The following is a 21,389-nucleotide window of genomic DNA, read 5'->3' as shown; positions in this document are numbered from 1 at the left end:
GTCAGCCGCGCTGGTAAAGCGCGAAAGCGTCCTCGCCGCCGGCGTCGTCATGTATGATCGCCATCAATCCGCGCACGACAGCGCCTGGATTGGCATGCTGATAGATATTGCGCCCATAGACCATGCCCATGGCACCCTGCCGCATCAAGGCCGCGGATTTGTCGAAGACGGCGCGAAGGTCTTCCTTGCCGCCGCCGCGGACGAGAACCGGGCAACGGGCTGCTTCCACCACCCTGTGGAAATCTTCCGCATTGGTGGTCGGGTCCGCCTTGACGATGTCGGCCCCCATTTCCCGCGCCAATCGCGTCAACGTAACGATCTTGTCCGCATCGCCATCGACCATGTAGCCACCGGCCTGGTCGACCGGCTGCATCACCAGCGGCTCGATCATCAGCGGCAGGCCGTATTTGTCGCAGTCCGCGCGCACGCGCGCAATATTCTGCACGCATTGACGAAAGAGGTCGGGTTCGTCGGGAAGCATGAAGAGATTGACGACGACGCAGGCTGCATCCATCTTGATCGCGCCGATCAACGGCTCGGCTTCGTTCTGGAGCACAGCCCACATGTCCCGGTGACGCGTGCGGTTATACGGATTTCCCATGTCGATGCGCATCACCAACGCCGGCTTGTCCTTGCCGGCTGCATTCTGCAGCAGGTCGGCCTGACCGTAGTTCATCTGGATCGCATCGGGTGCCGCGTCAACCAAGGTCTTGACGACCGCCGGCATGTCTTCGAGGCCGTTGAGAAAGGACGGCTCGTTGCAGACACCGTGATCGATGGCCACGTCCAGGCAGCGGCCGCCGCTGAACAGCCGGTTCATCCGGACTTTGCTGTTGCTTCGCATTCCATGCTCCTTTGTTCGTTCCGGTCTGTAAGAGTGCTTTCGGTGACGCCGTGGCGTTCACGCAGAAGGGTGAGAAAACGGTCGCGCTCGGCACCACGCTGCGCCGGCGTCCAGGCTTTTTGCTCCGCCAGAAGATCGAGTACCGCGTCCATCATCTGCTGGGAGAGATTGCCTGATATCGCAAGCGTGGTGCGCCTCAGCAGCAGATCATCAAGGTGCTCGGCTGCTTCGTTGCGAATGAGAAAAAGCAGTTCGCGCTCCGAGTAGTCCGGATGCGGCATAGGCCTATCTGGCGCCATCGCAATGAAACTGGCGAAGGCTTCCGCTTGCGTGCCGTAACGGCCGAAAAGCGTCGCCATCCGGCTACCTGGAATTCCCTTTTCTGCGGCCACCTGAGCAATCCAGGCAGCGCGATCCAGGGGAAATCTCCGCCCGCCGCCGATTGCCCGGTCGGCTGTCGAAATGCGGCGCTCTTTCCCCAGCCGCTCTAATGCGAGATCGGCGGCGAGTTCGCCGAACGAACGAAAGGTGGTCCATTTCCCGCCGATCATGCACAGCACCGATGGTCCGCCGTCGGCAGTATCCACGACCGTGCAGAAATGATCGCGCGGGATGCGGCCGGTAAAGCTGTCGGTGCTTGCCGGCAGGGGACGCACGCCCGAGAATTGGAAGCTGACCTCTTCCGGCCGGATCTCGATGCCCGGAAGGACGAATGACAGAGACTGCAATATGTAGTCGCGTTCATCCGCTTCGCAGCGCACGGTATCGGGATCGTCGATGCGGATATCGGTGGAGCCAACCAGAACCTTACCCAGATAAGGAAACAGGATGCAGATCCGGCCGTCCTCGTTCTCATAGTAGATCATGTGGCCGGCCAGCGCTTCGTAAAGCGCCGCATTGTCGATGATGAGATGAGACCCTTTGGTTCCACCCATCAATGGTGCCGTCCGCGTGTCCGGCGTAGAGAGCGTGCCGTTGGTAATGTCGATCCATCCGCCAGTTGCGTTGATGATGAGTGTGGGCTCGATCGTCACTGACGAGCCGGTGATATTGTCACGGACGAGATATCGACCCTGGCCCCCCGCCCGGATATCGGCGTAGTTTAGTGCCCGCGCCTGTGGTCCTGCCGATAGCCCGTCATCCAGCAATTCTATGCCGAGGCGTTCCGGATGGCTGACCCAGGCGTCGTAATAGGTGGCGGAACTCTTGATGTCGGGATTGAGCGCCGGCCACTTGGTGAGCGTCGCCCGCCGCCCGCGAAACTGATGATGCGGCATCATGGCCCGCTTGCGCGTCAGGAAATCGTAGATGCTGAGTCCGGCCTTGATCGCAACCGCGCCACGGCGGCTGGGCCGGCGGGTCAATCCCAGGAAGCGAACGATCCCGTTGCCAAGCCCGGAAAAAACATCGAAGACCGGAACCGTCGTCGGAAGAGGGGCGACGTAGTGCGGGGCGTTTCGCAGCAGCCGGTCACGTTCGGCAAGGGACTCCTGTACCAGCTTGAACTCGCCGTTCTCGAGATAGCGAAGGCCGCCATGCACCATGCGCGACAATGCGGCGCTCGCGCCGGAGCAATAGTCGTGCTTTTCGACAAGAAGCACGCTCAGCCCCTGCAGCGCCAGCTCCCGGAAGACGCTGATGCCGTTGATACCGCCGCCGATGACACACACGTCCACCTTCGGGCTTTGGCGAAGCCCGTCCAAAGTCTCTTCACGATTCATGATGGCGACCCGTTACCTGTTCATATCAGTCAGTTTCGCTGAAATGGCTGCATCGATGGCTGATTGATCATCCCCGTCCAGCCTGATGGTTCCGGCACGGGCGTTGTCGAGTGCCTGCGCGGGATTGCGCGCACCGCAAAGGGCAAAGGTGACGCCGGGCCGGGAAAGCGTCCAGGCAATGACCGTCTGTGCGACGCTGGCCTCGTGTTTATCGGCAACCGGCCGGATAGCACTCGCAAAAGCCAACGCCTTTTCGCGGTTGGAAACGGAGAAGCGCGGGTTATCCAGCCGTTGATCGTCGCCGGAAAAGACCCGCTCTGGTCCAATCGCACCGGACAAGAGGCCGAGCGAAAGCGAGGAATAGCTCAGCGTCGAAATGCCGTTCGCTCGGGTCAACGGCAGCAGATCGGTCTCGATCTCCCGGTCGATCATGCTGAAGCGCTCCTGGATGGCATCCAGACCGCCAGTCGAAATATAGGCTTCAAGTTCCGGCGCTCCGACATTGCTGGCGCCGATCGCCCGGATCTTGCCCGATATCTTCAGGTCCTCCAGCGCCCGCATCGTCTCCTCGATCGGGGTCGTGGGATCCTGCCAATGGGTGATGTAGAGATCGATATAATCGGTGCCGAGGCGCCGCAGGCTTTCCTCGACCTCGTGGAAGATCGCATCGCGGCCAAGATAGCGGTGAACCGGCCTGCCATCCTGATCGAAGAAATGTCTGCCCTTGTCGGTGTGCCATACGAGGCCGCATTTGGTGGCGATAATAGCCTTGTCGCGGCGGCCGGCAAGCGCCTTGCCGACGATCTCCTCGGATCGGCCGAGCCCGTAGGCCGGTGCGGTATCGATCAGCGTGACGCCGGCATCCAGCGATGCCTGGATCGCGGCGATCGATTCCGCCTCGTCCGTGCCGCCCCACATCCAGCCGCCGATCGCCCATGTTCCGAGCCCGACTGCCGAGGCGGCGACGCCTGAACTACCTATGTCGCGTATCAACTGTTGCCCGCTCATGCGCGTTGTCCTTCGCCGTTTGCCAGTGCAAGAACACGCGCGCCCGTCGCTTCGTCGGTGACCAGCGTGTCGAGATGATGCCCCCGCATGACGCTGAGGATCGGTCCCGCCTTGTTCGGCCCGCTTGCCACGCCGATCTTCGTCGGGATTAAAGCAAACTCCGGAAGGGTCAGCGAGACCAGTGACCGGTTGAGGCTGTAGTCGCAAACGCTGCCCCGGTCATCGAGCAGATGGGCCAGCAGTTCGCACGAGGCGCCGGAGCGTTCGATTGCTGCGCGGTCCGTGCTCGAAGAGGGATGCAGGTCGTAGTAGCTGGAATCGTCGGAGAGAATGGAGCCGATGCCGACGATCGCCACCTTGGCCTCGCGCGCCCGTTTGAAGACGTCCGCGACAGAACGCATGTTGATCAGCATTCCACGCTCGGCCGCACTATCGGCAAAGAGCGGCGCGTGGATCTGGTACGAGCGGCCACCGAGGCGGTCGGCCATCATCGTCGAGACGTGGTTCACGTCCGTGTAGTGCTTGCCCTGAACGCAGCCCGTCGCCGGGATGACTTCGACGTCGAAGCGGCGTGGCGTCTGGAGGCCGGCGACGACCGCGCTGACACCCTTGCCGCCGGTGATGCAAATTGTGTCGCCGTCGGCAATGTGCTCAAGAAGCAGACGGGCTGCCGCTTCGCCAACCGCCTGCAGCGCTGTTTGTGGATTATCGGACACTGTCGGCACCACGATGGCACGGCTGATGCCGCCAAGCGCCAGGAGTTGCTCCTCCATGTCCACCAGCGGCTCGACGGGGGATTTGATCTTGATCTCAACAAGGCCGAGCTGGCGGCCGCGCTTGATCAACCGGTTGACGGTGGCATGCGAGATGCCGAGCTGATCGGCGATCTGCGCCTGCGTCAGGCCCTCGAGGAAGTGCAGGACGAGCGCCTGGTGCATCTGGCGCGCAATGACGATTTCCTCGCGGGGAGCAGATGGGGATTTGAGCTTTGCAATCGGCATGTCAGGCGGCCTTCCGCTTGTGAAGGAAGTGGTCAATGGAAACGGCAGCGAGCAGAATGCAGCCTTTGATCATGTCCTGCCAATAGACCGATATATTGAGCAGGATCAGCGAGCTTGTGACCACGGACAAAAGCGCAATGCCGAGGATAGCGCCGAGGATCGTGCCGGAGCCGCCGCTCAGGGACGCACCGCCGATGACGGCCGCTGCGATGATATTGAGCTCCATTCCGACGCCGAAGGTGGGGGTCGCAGCCCCAAACCGCGACATGTAGATGACGCCGGCAAAGCCGGACAGCGTGGCGCAGAGAACGGTAACCCAGAACTTGACCTGGTTGGTCTTGATCCCGGAGTAGAGCGCCGCTTTCTCGTTGCTGCCAGTATAGAAAACCTTGCGGAAGGCCGTTGCGCGGCGCAGCAGGAAGTCGAAAATGGCGACCACGGCGACAAAGATCAGGATCACGTAGGGTATCCCGTAAAGCGTGCCTTGTCCGACCGCCTTGAACGAAGGCGGCAGCGTGAACAGCGACAGCGGCGTTCCCTTGGTAATGATGAGGCAGATGCCCCGCACGATCACCATGGCGGCCAGCGATGCGATGAAGTGGTTGAGGCCGATGACCGTCACGAAGAAGCCCATGGCGCAGCCGATCAGGGCGCTGGCGAAAATACCGATCAGCGACGCGCTCCACGGATCCAGCCCCATCAGGAACAGCGATCCGGACAGGACCATCGAGAAGCAGACGACCGAGCCGACCGAGAGGTCGATACCGCCGACGATCAGAAGGATCGTCATGCCGACGACGACGATGCCTTCGACCGAGAACGACATCAGCATGGCCCTGAAGTTGCCAAGCGTCAGAAAGTGCGGGGAAGCAAAGCTCATCAAAATGCAGAGGACGAGAATGATCGCGATCAGCCCCGCTTCCCGCATTGTTCCGAGCCGCCGCCAGGAAGAAGCACGCTCCCTCGTCACCGCCAATGCGTGATCTGTCATTGCCCTGTCCTCCGTTTCTGCTTTTTTCTCAGTCGGCATGCTCTGATGCCTTCGATGTGGTGAGCTGCCGCGCGCCGATGCCCGATGCGAGCCTCATGATAGCTTCTTCCGTCATCGCCGCTCCTTCGAGCTCGCCGGCGACGGTGCCTTCGCGGATGACGATCGCCCGGTCGCATAGACCAAGGAGCTCCGGCAGTTCAGACGTGATGACGACGATGCCAATCCCGGAACGCGAGAGGTCACGCAGCAGGCGATGAATCTCGGATTTCGCGCCGACATCGATGCCGCGCGTCGGCTCGTCCATGAGGATCACCTTCGGATCGACCGCCAGTTGTTTGGCGATGGCGACCTTCTGCTGGTTGCCGCCCGAGAGCGACGAGACCGGCATGTCGATACCACCCATGCGAACGCCAAGACGACGGGCAAGATCGTGCGCGCGCTCGGCCTCCGTCTTCGCATTCAGGAGCCCGAAAGGCCCGGTCAGCGATTTCAGATCGAGAGCGGCTATATTCTGCGCGATCGACAGGTCGAGAAACACGCCGGAGCCCTTGCGATCCTCGGATAGGTAAACGACACCCGCCCGCACCGAATCCGCATAGGACGACGCAGAGAGGGTGTTGCCGAGCAGTCGAACCTCGCCTTCCGTCGTTCGGCGCAGCCCGCAAATGCCCTCCGCGATCTCGGTCCGACCGGAGCCGATCAGACCGCCGATCCCGAGAATTTCGCCCTTGCGCAGTTCGAAGCTGACATCCTGAAAACGCTTGCCGTCGCCGAGATTGCGAACGGAAAGAATGCTCCCGCCGGTGCGCTCCGCCACGGTCTGCTTGTCCGGATAGAGCTGCGTGATCTCGCGGCCGACCATGCGGCGCACGACATCTTCCGCCGTTATATCGGACACACGTTCAGTCGAAACATATCGCCCGTCGCGAAAGACGGTGACGCGGTCGCAGAGGCTGAAAATCTCCGCCATGCGGTGGCTGATGTAGACGATCGAGATGCCGTGGGCTTTCAGGTCGTTGATGATGCCGAAGAGCACTTGGGCTTCCGCTTCGGTCAGTGCGGCCGTCGGCTCGTCAAAGATGAGAATGCGGCAGTCGAGCGTCAGCGCCTTGGCGATCTCGACCAGCTGCTGGCTGGAAATCGGCAGATCGCCGACCTTCTGGCGGACATCGATGGAAGCAAGGCGGTCCATAACGGCCTGCGCTTCGCGCTCCAGCCTGGCAAAATTCATCAGGGGCGAACGGCGCCGGTTGGTTGCCGCCATGAACATGTTCTCGGCAACCGTCGCGTCCGGACAGAGCGCGATTTCCTGATGGACCAGACCTATACCCAACGACTGGGCATAGGCAGGAGACGTGATCTTCACGAGCGCGCCATTGACCAGGATTTCCCCCTCGTTCGGCTGCAGCACGCCGGCGATAATGTTCATGAGCGTCGACTTGCCCGCGCCATTTTCGCCGCAGAGCGCATGCACCTCGCCCTTTTCAAGGGTGAATGCCACATCCGTCAGCGCCTTGATGGCACCGAAACGTTTGCTGACATTGCGTATCTCCAAGACCGGTGGCTGCACCATGACATTCTCTCCCTTCTCCGCCTCGCATCGGCCGCCCGGGATCTCCTCACCCCGGACAGCCGCTTTGCAAGACCTACTCCTCGATGCCCTTCGTGCCACGGCGCTTCAGGTACTTGTCCCAATAGAAATCATCGGCATTGGCCACTGTCACGATCGACAGGCCGTTGTCGACGAAGGGAATGCTCATCGGGTTGAAGCCCGAGCGCTTGGCATCGTTCATCGGGTCGATCAGTTCCGGGTGCTTGGCAAACCACAGCATCATGAAGCCCATGTAGCCCTGCATGCCCTGGTTCGGATTGATCGAGCCGAACACTTCGCCGGCCTTGATCATGTCGAGGATGTTGGCGTTGACGTCGGCGCACATCACGAGGATCTTGCCACCGCTTTCCTTGTTGGCCTGGGCCGCGCCGATCGCCGAATTTGCCTCCGGCATGAACACGGCATTGAGGTTCGGATGTGCCTGCACCAAGCTCATGAGACCCTGGTAGGCCTTGTTGGGATCCTGGTTCGACGCGGCTCGGCCGACGAGCTTCATGCCGGGATATTTTGCTTCCATGCGGGCAATGAAAGCGGCGATGCGCTTGTCGTGGTTGTCCTGTCCCGGATTTTCCAGAACCGCATATTCACCCTTGCCGCCAAGTTTTTCGGCGATCGCATCGGCTGCATAAGCGCCTTCGCGATTATTGTCCGAGGTGATGAAGGATATGCGTTTGGAGAGAGGCGAGTCCGCGGCGAAAGTGACCACCGCCGTGCCCTGATCGATAGCGCGATTGATGGGCTCGATGAAGGGGTCAGAGTTCATCGGATGGACAAGGATGCCTGCCGGATTCTGGGCGAGCGCCTGATCGAAGCTAGCGATCTGCTTGTTGACGTCATATTCCGGCGTGCCGGTATAGGCGGTCTCGCAACCAAGCTGTCGGCCGGCCTGCTTGAACATTTCGTAGACTGGGAACCAGTATTCGACGCCCGAAACCATGACGTTCATAACGTATTTTTCGCCCGGCTTGCAGCGAAACGGATTTTCCGTTTCAGCCGCTGACGCAGCTGTGCTTAATGTCGCGACAGCCAAAACAGCCATCGCTGTCGTGCCCAGAAAATTGCGCAAAGTTCCTCCTCGAGGCTGACGCCCCTCCCAAAAAGCCGATGGCGCGCATTGCGCCTTGTTCGTGAAACCGGACTTCCTCCTCGAACCCCGGTGATCGCAGTTAGCCTTGGGAGAATCGATATGTCAATATAATTCATGCAATGAAATATATTTCACAACGAAGAGCCTGGTTGGTGATCGACTCGATCATGGCGGTGACTTCGGGAGCCACACCTCGGTGGCTGCGTGGAACGTCAGGCCGGGACTCAAGACCGTTTCAGCTCAAGTCCGTTCCAGCAAATGCAGGGACTGAACAATCGGGCGACATTAGCGGCGTCGAACGTCCTATAGGGCAGGGAATGTCCCTTCCAGCGCACGTCCAGTCGACTATCAGCATAGGTATTAGTCTCGGCATGGCGGCCAACCAGCCAGCGCGTCACTTCCGGCAGCACTCAGGACCTCGGCCGGTATGCCGTGCGGCTATCTTTGATGGTAGCGGCGCTGATCTCTGATCATCGGACACTTCGTCTCAAAAGAGGATGGCCGACCCTATTGGCCGGCCATCCTCTATAACACCCAATCTCTATCTTTACGGTCAGGCCGCCTTGAGAAGGTCGCCATGCGGATCGAGGACATATTTCGTCGCTGCACCCTGGTCGAAGCTTTCATAGCCCTGGACGGCATCATCCAGCGAGATGATCTTTGCATTGACGATATCGGCGATCGGCAGTCGGTCATGCAGGATCGCCTGCATGAGCTGGCGGTTATATTTGATGACCGGCGTCTGGCCGGTGTGGAACGACTGCGCCTTGGCCCAGCCGAGACCGAAGCGGAGCGAGAGATTGCCTTCCTTGGCCGCACTGTCGACGGCGCCCGGATCGTCGGTAACATAGAGGCCGGGAATGCCGATCGATCCCGCCGCCCGCGTGATTTCCATCATCTGGTTGAGCACGATAGCCGGCTGTTCGCCGCCTGAATGCCCGCGTGCCTCGAAGCCGACGGCGTCAATGGCGCTATCGACTTCGTTCGTGCCGACGACTTGAGCGATCATGTCGCCGAGACGGTCGCCCGCTGAAAGATCGATCGGTTCGAAGCCGACTTTCGCGGCATGAGCGAGGCGATCCTTGTTGAAGTCGCCGATCATGACGACGGCCGCACCGAGGATACGGGCGGAGGCGGCAGCCGCAAGACCGACGGGACCGGCGCCCGCGACATAGACGGTGGATCCTACGCCAACGCCGGCGCGCACCGCACCATGAAAGCCGGTCGGCAGAATATCGGAGAGCATGGTGAGATCGCGGATCTTCGCCATGGCCTTGTCGCGATCCGGGAATTTCAGCAGGTTGAAATCGGCGTAGGGAATGGTGACGTAACGGGCCTGTCCGCCGATCCAGCCGCCCATGTCGACATAGCCGTAGGCGCCGCCGGCACGCGACGGGTTTACGGTCAGGCACACGCCGGTATCCTGCGATTTGCAGCAGCGGCAGCGGCCGCAGGCGACGTTGAACGGCACCGAGACGATGTCGCCGATCTCCAGCATCTCCACATCGATGCCCTTCTCGATCACTTCGCCGGTGATCTCATGGCCAAGGACAAGGCCGGGCATGGCGGTCGTGCGGCCGCGTACCATGTGCTGGTCGGAGCCGCAGATATTGGTCGAGATTACTTTCAAGATGACCGCGTGCTCGATGCGGCGGCCGTTCGGCGCCTCAAGCTTCGGGTCGTCGATGTCCCTCACCTCGACCTTGCCGGGCCGCATGTAGACGACGCCTCTGTTCCTGCTCATACTCACTCCTCCTATGGGTTTCGATGCATGGATTCCGCCGCCGGCAAGACCGGTGACACGCTCTCCCAGCCGACTTGCCTCCTCTGCAAATCGGCTAACCATGGCGCTTCCGGATAGCGCCTAAGCGGCCGCATCCAGAATGGCGCATAATGCGGACCGAAGCGGCCCCTTGAACACCTTGAGCAGACCACGATGGAAGGCGGACAGAGGCAGTGAAAGCGACATGAGCGCGGACAAAGACGACAGCCGGCGGATTAAATACCGCGCACGCCCCCATGCCGACAGATCATGGTCGGTGGGCGCCATCCGGACATGACAAGCCTGGCCGGTCTATTGCCGCATGCTTGGGGCAAGGGGCGGCCTCCGATCGAAAAACACGAGGTACGGCAAACCGAAGCCGACGGAGAAAAGTAACATCTTGACCGTAGCCTAGCCGCCGTTCCATACATGAAAGGAGGGTCAATTCTCGGCGAAAATTCGGGGGTGCGGATAAAAAGTTGGACTGCTTCATATGCTAATGCCGAGGCTCTTACGATACTCGACGGGGCTTAGCGATCCCAGCGATATCTTGATGCGCTTTTCATTGTACCAGCGGATGTAATCATCTACCTCAGCGACGAACTGTTCGATTGTGATGGTCTTCCAATCTCGTGGATAAAATAGTTCCGTTTTCAATCGGCCGAAGAAGCCTTCGCATGCGGCGTTATCTTGTGAGCAGCCCTTTCGGGACATCGAGCGAACCAGTTTCGCTTCGCTGATCCGCGTTAGCCAGCCTGGCCAGCGATAATGGGCTCCGCGATCGGAATGGACGATTGGCCGTTCCTCGCCGTCGGTCACGGTCTCAATAGCTGCATCCAGCATAGTATTGACCAGCCCCGCGTCTGGTTGCGTTCCAATCGACCAACTGATGACCATTCCGTCGAAGCAATCGATGATGGGCGAGAGATACACCTTCCCGGCTGGGATCTGGAACTCGGTGATGTCTGTCAGCCATTTCTCGTTCGGCGCTTTCGCATGGAAGTCGCGATTGATCAGGTTCTCGGGTGCCGGACTTATTTCTCCCAAGTATGATCCGAAACGCCGTCGGCGCGGTCTGGCCACGACCAGGTGCTCCTGCTTCATCAAGCGCTGGACAACCTTTTCCGAGATGATCACGCTCTTCCTGGCCAGTGACGCCTGTAGTCTGCGGTAGCCGTAACAACGACGGTTCGCTTCAAAGATTTCCGCAAGGCTGTGCCGGACGGCGGCATACTTGTCTGCCAGACACATGCGCGTGCGATGATAAAAGTAGGAGCTTCGCGCAATTTGCAGCTGTGCGAGCAGTTCTGGCAAGCGATAGGTATCTTTAAGGGCGTCAACCAGCTGTGTCTTTTCCCGATTACTCAGGATCTGCAGATCGACGCCCAGTTCTTTTTTTAGGAGTTCATTGGCCTTCTTCAGGAGGTCATGCTCGAGTTGCAACTGGCGAACATCACGTTGGAGGGCTTCAAGCTGTCGCTCGAGTTCCTCGCGTTCCGGCGCCTGCGGGGTGGTTTTGCGGCGTTTCATGGATGAAGGAGCCTCATGACCGAGTAGCTGGTCTTTCCAGTTGTACAACGTCGGCCTACAGACGCCCAGCCGGTCAGCCACCTGTTGGGCGCTTTCATTTCCACTACATAGTCCGATGACACCAGCTTGCTTCACCGCTGCGGGATAGGCAGGGCGCCACGATCGACCGACCATCGATGTTCGTGTCTCCGGAAAGGCCTCCCGTACCCATGCGGTCAGAGTTCCTCGACCAGGATAGCCGAGCGCCCTCATCGTCGCAGAGATGCAACGATCATGGGTGCGGTAATGCTCAAGTGCCGCCTGCTTCTGACTCTCGGAATACTTTGGCGCTCGAGCTACCGGCTGAATACGCAGGTCGAGATGCTGTACGTACTCGCGGTACCAACCCCTCAGCGCATTCTTTGTGGGGTAACCCAACTGGCGAATGGTCCCGTTAAGTCGCTTGCCAAGCCTGATATAAAGCTCAACGGCTCGAAGTCTGTCTGCGTAGGAATACATGAACTACCTCCTGGTGGTCCAAGTTTTCGTCCGCACCCCCTTCCGGGGCAGTTCCTAGTGGAAATCAACATTCCTATAGCAAAAGCACTGACAGTGACCGATTGTCCCAGCCTGCCCGAAGGACCCGGTGCTTCCGAGATTTTCAAGTGGGACAATCGCGATAATGTATTGAGAGATCTGGCGCCCCTGATTGGTGAGAGCGACAGAGATAGATTTGGCGATTTGCTGGCAAGGTTTTTTGACAACTATGCGGAATGCAATAGCGTCTTCATTTCACTGTTCAAGGTGGGCCAACCTCCTGTCCGGGTTTACGACAACTTATCCGGCTTTGACGAGAGATCGACGATTCACCCTTACGTGAATGGCGCCTACCTACTTGATCCCATTTACAATAGGATTGTCGAAGGTTGCTCCGCAGGAGTATTTAGGCTCGCCGACTGCGTTCCTGACTCTTTCACAAGCAGTGATTACTACCGCGAATATTATTCACATATAGGACTGGTCGACGAATGCGCAATTTTGGTCGATCTGGGCACGAATGGCGTGTTGACTATTTCTATCGGGCGGCGGGGTAGGGATGCGGTCGGCGGGACGAGTAACATCGGATTCCTAGAGGCTTTTTACGGCTGTCTCGACGCGCTCTGCAAGCAAAAATGGAATTCCATATTTTCAGACGTAACGCCGTCGCGGAGCGACAGCGCCGATGGACTCGCTTCCGCTTCCTTTCGGAATTTCGGCAGCAATATTTTGAGTGAACGGGAGCGTGAAGTGGCAATTATGTCCCTGCGCGGGCATTCGGTTAAATCCATCGCAAGATTCCTGATAATAAGCCCCGAGACCGTCAAAATTTATCGCAAGAGATTATATCAGAAATTGAATATACGAACTCAAGGCGAGCTGTTTTCAGCATTTATCAGTTTCATGTCGGATGAGCTGAAAACAGCTTGATAATTGTCTTCGCTCCCCTTGGGTGAACTGCGGCTGGGAGGCGTCAGCTGCTTCCTTGGTCTGCTGATATCTGGTCGTGGAAGAGCACGGCGTTGAGCAAAGTTTGCGCTCCCAAAGTACAGTGTTTTTTGGACGCACTTTCAGCGGGGTTGTGACTGAGCCCTTCCAGACACGGAATGAAGATCATCGCTGTCGGCGCAATTCTCGACACATAGACGGAATCATGACCTGCCCCGGATACGATGTTTCGCGTGCTGGCGCCGGCGGCAGATGCCCCCTTTTTGATTGCTTCCAGGCAGGATGCATCAAAGCGAACGGCGGGGCTCTTCCAGATTGGCGCCAGTGTGGCGCGGGCGGACTGGCACCGATCTTCGATGATGGAGGCGATTTCCCGCTCCATTGCATCTAGTTCCCCATCCCGCTCGTGTCGAAGATCGAGACTCAACGTCACATGTCCGGGAATGACGTTTCGCGAGGGGGCCGCGATCGTAATTTGACCGGTGGTGGCAAGCCCGCCGTGGCGGCGGGCAACGTCTTGCGCAGCCAGTATGATTTGCGCTGCGTCTGCCAGGGCATCCTGACGCATATCCATCGGAGTCGACCCCGCATGCGCCTCGCGACCGACAATGACCAGATCGTACCAACGCATGGCTTGCACGCCCGTCACGACCCCGATTTCAATGGCTTCGCGCTCGAGAACCGGCCCCTGCTCTATGTGCAGTTCGAACATTGCGGCAAAACGTGTTTGTCCGAGTGGCGTGGGGCCGCGATAGCCGATTGCCTCTATCGCCTGAGCAAATGTGACGCCTTCCGCATCGATGCGGCTATCGGCGAAGGACCGATCGAAGACACCGGCATGGACGCCGGAGCCAAGCATGGCCGGAGCGAAGCGAGCGCCTTCCTCGTTGGTCCAGTTGACGAGTATCAAGGGATGGCGGGTGTGATAGTCGGCGTCGTGCAAGACCCGGATGATTTCAAGCCCCGCCAGCACGCCAAGGATACCGTCGAATTTCCCCCCGGTCGGCTGGGTGTCCAGGTGACTGCCGATCGCAATCGGCGCGAGGTTATCATCGAGGCCCGGCCGGAGGGCGAACATGTTGCCGACCTCATCGATGCTTACCCGGCAACCGAGCTGCTCACATTGGGACTTGAACCACTCTCTAACCTTGCGGTCCTCTTGCGAAAGCGTCAGTCGCTTTACACCTCCGTCCGGCGTCCCGCCAAAGACAGCCGTCTCATGGATGCTGTCCCAGAGCCGGTCTCCATCAATCCTTAGATTGGACATGCGCAGCATTTCTCCTGTTCACAGTGCTAGCCGGCAATCCAGCCGCGTTGTGCTTGACTAAAGCGCAATGCCGACGGACTTGACTTCCGTGTAGAGCAGAATGGCCTCATAGCCCTGTTCACGCCCCCATCCGGACTGGTTGAAGCCGCCAAAGGGCAGGGCCGGATCGATCACATGATGGGTATTGACGCCGATCGTGCCGGCCTTCAGCTTCTTGGCAACCTTATGGGCTCGGCTGACATCACGGGTGAAAACGCTGGCCGCCAGGCCATAGATGGAGTTGTTGGCCTCTCGCACGACAGCGTCGATACCCTCGTCTTCGAAGGTGGCAACGACAAGGACCGGCCCGAAAATCTCTTCGCGCACGACGGACATGTCCGATGTCGTGTCTGTCAGAATGGTCGGTTCGAGAAAATAGCCCTTGTCACCTACGCGGTTGCCGCCATGAAACAGGGTCGCGCCCTCGGCGATGCCGGCTGCGACATAATTGGTGACGCGTTCGAACTGTTCGAGCGAGACCAGCGGCCCGATCTGCGTGGTAGGGTCGAGCCCGACGCCGACATTCATCTTGGCGGCAAACGCCTTGAGGCCGTCGAGAATGACGGGGGCGATATCCTTGTGCACGTAAAGCCGCGTGCCGGCGGTGCAGGTCTGCCCCATATTGTAGAAGATGCCGTAGGCAACCGCTGGGATCGTCACCGCCGGGTCGGCGTCGGCAAAGACGATCATTGGTGACTTGCCGCCAAGCTCCAGCGACACCTTCTTCAGATTGCCCTTGGCTGCGTCGAGGATCTTCTTGCCGACTTCGGTCGAGCCGGTAAACGCGATCTTGTCGACATCGGGGTGCGCTGCAAGCGCTGCACCTGCCGTTTCGCCATATCCGGTCACCACGTTGAAGACGCCAGCGGGAAAGCCTGCCTCCTCGACCAATTCGGCCAGTCGCAGGGCGGTCAACGGCGTCTGCTCCGCCGGCTTCAGGACAATGGTGCAACCGACGGCAAGCGCCGGCGCTACCTTCCAGACCGCCATCATCAGAGAAAAATTCCATGGCACGATCTGCCCGCAGACACCGACCGGCTCGCGCAAGGTATAGGCATGATAGGGCGCGGAGGACGATGACAGGGGAATGGTCTCACCACAGATCTTGGTGCTCCATCCGGCCATATAGCGGAGCAATTCGTAGGAGAAGGCGACGTCGCCATGACGGGCGTCTGTCACCGGCTTGCCATTGTCGAGGGCTTCCAGCTCGGCAAGTTCGTCGGCGTGTTTTTCGACGAGATCGCCAAGACGCCAGACCAGCTTGCCGCGCTCGGAAGGCGTCATTGTCGCCCAGGGCCCATCCTCGAAAGCCTGGCGGGCAGCTGCAACCGCAAGGTCGATATCGGCGGCGGTTCCTTCGGGCACGCGATCAAACACCATGCCGGTTGCCGGATCGATGACATCGAAGGTCTTGCCGCCCGCAGCGGGAACCCAGGCCCCGGCGATATAGAGCTTCTTCTCCTTGCCGACGAAATGGGCAGCGTCTGCGCCAAGCCGCTTGATTGTCACGGGTGCGTTCATGTTCCCATGTCTCCTGTTGTTTGCCGCAGCCGAACTCTGGCTGAAATATCGTTGCCACAAACGACAGGATCGCTCGCGATTTGAAAAGTTACCCATTCGGGGGACATCGGCGCGTTCAGTGGCAGATCGCATCTGCTGTCCCCCAATTGGGTGACTTTCGGGCAGAACAAAATCTTGCTTATTTTCTGTGCAAATCATAACTTGGAAACCTGCATGCGCAATTTCGAACACGCTGCGGTCTGGGAAGCAGATCGCGACCACTTCATCCACCCCTATGCCGACTTCGCCAATTTCAAGGCTGAAGGTAGCCAGATCATCACCGAGGCGAACGGCGTCCACATCCTTGACAGCACCGGTCGGAAATATCTCGATGGCATTGCCGGCTTGTGGTGCGTCAATGTTGGCCATGGCCGGGAAGAAATCGCAAATGCGGTTTCATCTCAAATCATGAAAATGCAGTACTACAACCCGTTCGGCCACTCGACGAACGTGCCGGCCGCCATATTGGCGCGAGAACTTGCCAGCCTGACACCCGGCACACTCAACCATGTCTTCTATTCGACCGGCGGCTCGACCGCCAACGACGCGGCGATCAGGATTGTCCATTATTACTTCAACCAGCTCGGCAAGCCGAACAAGAAGAAGATAATCTCGCGCATCGACGGCTATCACGGGGCGACCTATGTCGCCGCCAATCTCACCGGTATTCACGCGACCAAAATTGGCTTTGACGCGATCGGGAGAGACCTCATTCATCACGTTTCGGCGGCCGACACGTATCGCGGCGGCGATGGCAGGAGCGATGAGGAATATTGCGATTTTCTGGTGGATGAATTCGAGCGACGCATTCTGCAACTGGGTCCCGATAACGTCGCCGCATTCATCGCCGAGCCGATCATGGGTGCGGGCGGCGTGCTGGTCGCTCCGCAGGGCTATCACAGCCGGATGCACCAAATCTGCAAGAAATACGACATGCTGTATATCGCTGACGAGGTGGTGACGGCTTTCGGCAGGCTTGGAGAGTGGTTTTCCTCCGAGGCACTGTTCGGACACGTTCCCGATATTCTCATCCTCGCCAAGGGGATCACCTCTGGCTATATACCTCTCGGTGCGACGATCCTGTCCGATGCAGTCCATGACGTCATCAGCCAGCCGCAATGCGTGGACGGCGTGTTCACGATGGGCTTTACCTATTCCGGGCATCCGGTCGCCTGCGCGGCGGCGCTCGAAACCATCGACATCATGAAACGCGAGAACATGCTCGATCATGTGCGCAACGTCGGACCGCATTTGCAGGCCTATGCGAAGAAGCTTCTCAGGCATGAGATCGTTGGCGACGTTCGAGGCAGCCACCTGATGCTGGGCATCGACCTGGTGTCGAACCGGCAGAACAAGGAAGGGTTTCCAGCCTCCAGCCACGCCGCTGACGTGGTCTTTGCCCGATGCAAGGAAAACGGCGTCATCATACGGCCGATCGGCAATCGCATCGTCGTGTCGCCACCCCTTATCCTCTCGAAAACGGACTGCGAAACCATCGTCGATGTCCTCGACGACGCCATCTCCGCGGCAACCCAGACGCTCCAGAACTGAAATTCTGCTTACGCAGTGAGAAAGGCCAAACCAGATGTCGGGGATAGCTAGTCCAGTGGGAGAAGCCGCTTCTTTCCAGGGCGTCGGCAAGGTCTTCAACGGCGGAAAAGCGAATGAATATGTCGCGCTCCGTTCGATCGACTTCAGTGTCAGGGAAAACGAATTTTTCACGCTGCTCGGGCCTTCAGGCTGCGGGAAGACAACGCTTCTGCGAATTCTCGCCGGTTTCGAGCAGCCGAGTGAGGGGAGGATCGAAATTTTCGGCCGGGACGTCGTCGGGTTGCCGGCTAACCGGCGTCCGGTGAATACGGTCTTTCAGCACTACGCCCTGTTCCCGCATTTGACGGTCAGGGAAAATGTTGGCTTCGCATTGAGAATGAAAGGCGTCCCGAAAGCCGAACTCGCAGCCCGGGTGGAGCGAATACTCGATCTCGTGCACATGCAGAGTTTTGGCGACCGGAAGCCCGACCAATTGTCGGGCGGGCAGAAACAACGTGTTGCGCTTGCCAGGGCATTGGCGCCGAACCCGCAGATCCTGCTTCTGGATGAGCCGCTCTCCGCACTCGATCTGAAGCTGCGCCAGGCAATGCGCTGGGAGCTGAAGAACCTTCAGCGTGAAACGGGCATCACTTTCGTTTTCGTCACCCACGACCAGGAAGAAGCGCTGGCAATGAGCGACCGCATCGCCGTGTTGTCGCAAGGCAGCGTGCAGCAGATCGGGCGGCCGGCCGAAATCTACGAACATCCCGCAAATCGCTTCGTCGCCGACTTTATCGGTGAATCGAACCTCTTGCCGGCCGAGGTCGTCGACATCGGGCCGGGTAGCGCCCGGGTTCGCCTCGTCGGCAACCTTATTCTGTCCAGCCCGGCGACACAGACATTTGCTCCCGGCGAAAAGGTCACGCTGTCGATCCGGCCCGAGCGAATTATCTTGGACGCCGAAGGCAAGGTTGCAGAAGAGCAATTGCTCCGGATGAGGGTGGTCGGGCAGATCTATCTCGGCAATGCGATCGAATTCAGGTTGCGGGCGGGCGATGTCGAACTGGTGGCGCGGGCGCCCAAAGGCGGTGCGCGCGGGCGCATGGCGTTTGATGTCGGCCAGGAAATCGCCATTGGCTTTGAGCCCGACGCCATGCGGGTATTGGGGGACTAGGCGATGAGCAAATCCGACCCCACACACAATCGACGTAACGCCCTACTTGCCGGACCAGCATTGGCCGTGATCGGCATCTTCCTGTTGCTGCCGCTCGGGCTCATGGCCGTCTATTCATTGTTGAAACCAGGTGCCTATGGCGGTGTCGTCTGGCAGTTTTCACCAGAGGCCTATATCCGCTTTCTGTTCGACCGCGACATCTTCGACGATAGCCTGGTTCTCACCACCGATTATCTGGCGATTTTTGGCCGTTCGGTGCTTCAGGGGGCGATTGCCACCGTCCTCTGTCTGCTGGCCGGATTTCCCGTCGCTTATTTCGTCGCGACGCGGCCCGAAAACCAGAAGAACATCTGGCTCTTTCTCATTACCATACCCTATTGGGTGAACCTGCTGATCAGGACGGTCGCGCTGCTGTTCGTGCTGCGCGACGACGGGCCGGTGAACTCACTCCTTGAGTGGCTCGGCATCATCAAGGATCCGCTTCCGCTCGCCTATTCTGACTTCGCCATCGGCCTCGGGCTTATCTACTCGTACCTGCCATTCATGATTCTGCCGATCTACTCGGCGCTGGAGCGTTTCGACTTCCGCCTGATCGAAGCCGCCTACGACCTCTATGCAGGATACCGCAAGGTGTTGTTCGGTGTGCTCATCCCCATCGTGAAACCAGGTATCGTCGCCGGCTGCCTGTTGGTCTTCATTCCCAGCGTTGGCTCCTTTCTTGCACCCGATATCCTGGGAGGCGGCAAGAAGATGATGATCGGAAACCTGATCGTCATGCAGTTTCAGGGTTCGCGCAATTGGCCATTCGGTGCTGCTGTTTCGATGATCCTGCTGACGGTCACCCTTGTTCTGCTGCTGACCGTCGCCAGACGGGCCGGCGACAGTCTCAAAAACGCGCATTGACGAGGTTCCGATGGCTCACAAACCTCAAAAAGACATTCGGACCTTCCCGGGCTTCGGCCTCCTTGCCGGCCTGGCGATCGTTTTCCTCTACGCGCCGATCACCTTTCTCATCTTCTATTCCTTTAATTCCGGAGATTCCGTCAGCGTCTGGAGCGGCTTCAGCATCCGCTGGTACCAGAAGGTGATTGCAAATTCCGACATTCAGGTCGCCGCCATCAATTCCCTTCTGATCGCCACGGTCGCGGCTTCGGTTGCGACGGTGCTGGCCATGGGCGCGGCTCTGGCGACGACGCGCAGCCGGCGGATCAAAAACACCGGTTCTGTGCTTGCGCTCCTGACTTTGCCGTTGATGGTGCCCGAAATCGTCAGTGCGGTTTCGACGCTGGTACTTTTCGTCACCATCGGGCTCAAGCTGGGGATGATAACCGTCCTTCTGGCGCATATCGTCTTCTGCATACCGTTCGCCTACCTGCCGTTGAAGGCCCGGCTGGAGGCGATGGACGAAAGCCTGGAGGACGCGGCGTCAGACCTCTACGCAACGAGCGTGCAGGCATTCCGCTTCGTCACGCTGCCACTGCTGCTGCCCGGCGTCATGTCCGGCTTCCTGCTGGCCTTCATCATCTCGCTCGACGATTTCATCATTACGAGCATGGTCGCGGGGCCGAGCGCAACGACGCTTCCCATCTACATCTACTCGATGCTCCGGCTGGGGATCACCCCCCAGGTGAATGCGATTTCAACCATCCTCATCGCCGTTTCGACGATCATCGTGCTGACGTCGGCAATTCTGGGAAAAACCAGAAAGACCCAATAAGTCCAACAAAAAAAGGGAACTACCATGAAATTGAAATTTCTCTCAACCTGCGGCATCGCCTTGGCGGCGGCCACGTTCGCGGCGAACACGGCATCGGCGGCGGGCGATCTCTACCTTTATACCTGGGGCGAATACACCCCACCGGATTTGGTCAAAAAATTCGAGAGCAAATACGATGTGAAAGTGCACGTCGATACTTACGATTCCAACGAGACGATGCTCGCCAAGATCAAGAGCGGCGCGACCGGATACGATGTCCTGGTGCCCAGCGACTACATGGTGGCGATCCTGATCAAGGAAGATCTGCTGGCGAAGATCGAGCCGAACAGCATGAGCAACTACGCCAATGTCGACGACAAGTGGAAGGACGTCTACTGGGACGCCGGTCGTCATTATTCAGTTCCATGGGCCTGGGGAACGACGTCCTTTGTCGTCGATACCGACATCGTCAAGACCGACCCTGACACGCTGGCGCAGATCTTCGATCCGGCGGACGGCGTGAAGGGCAAGATCAATATGCTGCGCGACGTCAACGAGGTCATCAACGCCAGCCTGCGCTATCTGAAGCTTCCTCGCTGCAACAGCAATCCGCAGGATTTGAAGCAAGTCCTCGACCTGCTGATGACGCAGAAGCCATGGGTGAAGAGCTACAATTCTGAAACGAAGGAATTGCTGGTTTCGGGCGAAGCAAAGGTTTCGCAGAGCTGGAATGGCTACGCGTTGCGCGCGCGCTTGGAAAAGCCATCGCTGAAATATGCCTATCCGAAGGAAGGCTTCACTGGCTTCATGGACAATCTCGTCGTTCCGAAGAGTGCTCCGAATTTGGAAAACGCCAAGCTTTTTCTGAATTTCATGATGGAACCTGAAAATGCAGCCTTGGTGTCCAACTACGCCAAATATTCCAACGCTATCAAAGGTAGCAAGAAATTTATGGATCCGGCCCTGGCCGAAGCTCCCGAATTGAACCTGCCGGCGGGGACGCCCGATCCCGAATTCGTGCCGCCCTGCGATCCGACAGTCGTCGAACTCTACGACAAGCTTTGGACCAAGCTCCTGCGGTAGCGCGGTTCCCTTCAATCTCA

17 protein-coding genes are annotated in these 21,389 nt (G+C 58.9%); 6 read left to right on the top strand and 11 right to left on the bottom strand.

All coding sequences use genetic code 11. From position 1 onward, the window contains the following. Position 1: 1 nt before the first annotated feature. The 9 genes from HB780_RS12245 to HB780_RS12205 form a co-directional block, all read right to left on the bottom strand. The gene (locus HB780_RS12245) at positions 2-844 is read right to left on the bottom strand and encodes a class I fructose-bisphosphate aldolase (RefSeq protein ID WP_286202933.1); all 843 of its coding nucleotides are present in this window, start codon (positions 842-844) and stop codon (positions 2-4) included. Next, positions 817-2,565 (bottom strand): glycerol-3-phosphate dehydrogenase/oxidase, encoded by a 1,749-nt coding sequence (locus HB780_RS12240; RefSeq protein WP_183688063.1) that lies wholly within the window; start codon positions 2,563-2,565, stop codon positions 817-819. The genes HB780_RS12245 and HB780_RS12240 overlap by 28 nt, the downstream gene beginning before the upstream one ends. A 12-nt stretch (positions 2,566-2,577) precedes the next feature. Beyond that, on the bottom strand, positions 2,578-3,573 hold the full coding sequence (locus HB780_RS12235; RefSeq protein WP_183688061.1) for an aldo/keto reductase: 996 nt from the start codon (positions 3,571-3,573) through the stop codon (positions 2,578-2,580). Beyond that, complete coding sequence (locus tag HB780_RS12230) at positions 3,570-4,574, bottom strand: sugar-binding transcriptional regulator (protein ID WP_183688059.1); 1,005 nt, start codon at positions 4,572-4,574, stop codon at positions 3,570-3,572. Before HB780_RS12230 ends, HB780_RS12235 begins: the two co-directional genes overlap by 4 nt. Before the next feature lies 1 nt (position 4,575). Continuing rightward, a complete protein-coding gene (locus tag HB780_RS12225; RefSeq protein ID WP_183688057.1) occupies positions 4,576-5,565 on the bottom strand; it encodes an ABC transporter permease in 990 nt (329 codons plus the stop codon). 28 nt (positions 5,566-5,593) lie between these two features. Further along, positions 5,594-7,138, bottom strand: coding sequence for a sugar ABC transporter ATP-binding protein (locus HB780_RS12220; RefSeq protein ID WP_183688055.1), 1,545 nt, complete (start codon positions 7,136-7,138; stop codon positions 5,594-5,596). Positions 7,139-7,211: 73 nt separating this feature from the next. After that, on the bottom strand, positions 7,212-8,243 hold the full coding sequence (locus tag HB780_RS12215; protein WP_183688053.1) for a substrate-binding domain-containing protein: 1,032 nt from the start codon (positions 8,241-8,243) through the stop codon (positions 7,212-7,214). Between the two features lie 574 nt (positions 8,244-8,817). Then, a complete protein-coding gene (fdhA, locus tag HB780_RS12210) occupies positions 8,818-10,008 on the bottom strand; it encodes a formaldehyde dehydrogenase, glutathione-independent (protein ID WP_183688052.1) in 1,191 nt (396 codons plus the stop codon). 507 nt (positions 10,009-10,515) lie between these two features. Further along, the gene (locus tag HB780_RS12205; protein ID WP_183686203.1) at positions 10,516-12,054 is read right to left on the bottom strand and encodes an IS3 family transposase; all 1,539 of its coding nucleotides are present in this window, start codon (positions 12,052-12,054) and stop codon (positions 10,516-10,518) included. A 57-nt stretch (positions 12,055-12,111) separates the two neighbouring features. Between HB780_RS12205 and HB780_RS12200 the strand changes: the two genes are divergently transcribed. After that, a complete protein-coding gene (locus HB780_RS12200; RefSeq protein ID WP_183688051.1) occupies positions 12,112-13,002 on the top strand; it encodes a helix-turn-helix transcriptional regulator in 891 nt (296 codons plus the stop codon). Positions 13,003-13,045: 43 nt separating this feature from the next. Here the strand turns inward: HB780_RS12200 and HB780_RS12195 are convergent, their stop codons facing one another. Together HB780_RS12195 and HB780_RS12190 are read right to left on the bottom strand one after the other, a co-directional pair. After that, positions 13,046-14,287: a M20 family metallo-hydrolase gene (locus HB780_RS12195; protein ID WP_183688050.1), complete on the bottom strand. Its 1,242-nt coding sequence runs from the start codon at positions 14,285-14,287 to the stop codon at positions 13,046-13,048. Positions 14,288-14,344: 57 nt separating this feature from the next. Beyond that, positions 14,345-15,847, bottom strand: a complete 1,503-nt coding sequence (locus tag HB780_RS12190) for an aldehyde dehydrogenase family protein (RefSeq protein ID WP_183688049.1) — start codon at positions 15,845-15,847, stop codon at positions 14,345-14,347. 213 nt (positions 15,848-16,060) lie between these two features. Between HB780_RS12190 and HB780_RS12185 the strand changes: the two genes are divergently transcribed. From HB780_RS12185 to HB780_RS12165, 5 genes are read left to right on the top strand one after another with little or no spacing between them, the layout of a single operon-like run. Beyond that, complete coding sequence (locus HB780_RS12185; RefSeq protein ID WP_183688048.1) at positions 16,061-17,437, top strand: aminotransferase; 1,377 nt, start codon at positions 16,061-16,063, stop codon at positions 17,435-17,437. Between the two features lie 55 nt (positions 17,438-17,492). Then, positions 17,493-18,590, top strand: a complete 1,098-nt coding sequence (locus HB780_RS12180; protein WP_435693861.1) for an ABC transporter ATP-binding protein — start codon at positions 17,493-17,495, stop codon at positions 18,588-18,590. 3 nt (positions 18,591-18,593) lie between these two features. Beyond that, positions 18,594-19,493, top strand: coding sequence for an ABC transporter permease (locus HB780_RS12175; RefSeq protein ID WP_183688046.1), 900 nt, complete (start codon positions 18,594-18,596; stop codon positions 19,491-19,493). Between the two features lie 10 nt (positions 19,494-19,503). Beyond that, complete coding sequence (locus HB780_RS12170) at positions 19,504-20,307, top strand: ABC transporter permease (protein ID WP_183688045.1); 804 nt, start codon at positions 19,504-19,506, stop codon at positions 20,305-20,307. Positions 20,308-20,331: 24 nt separating this feature from the next. Further along, entirely contained in the window at positions 20,332-21,369 is a 1,038-nt protein-coding gene (locus HB780_RS12165; RefSeq protein ID WP_183688044.1) for an extracellular solute-binding protein, read from the top strand. Positions 21,370-21,389 lie beyond the last annotated feature (20 nt).

Origin of the sequence: Rhizobium lusitanum (assembly GCF_014189535.1) — a bacterium.
In the GTDB taxonomy this organism is placed as follows: Bacteria; Pseudomonadota; Alphaproteobacteria; order Rhizobiales; family Rhizobiaceae; genus Rhizobium; species Rhizobium lusitanum_C.
This window is presented reverse-complemented; position numbering and strand designations above follow the sequence as displayed.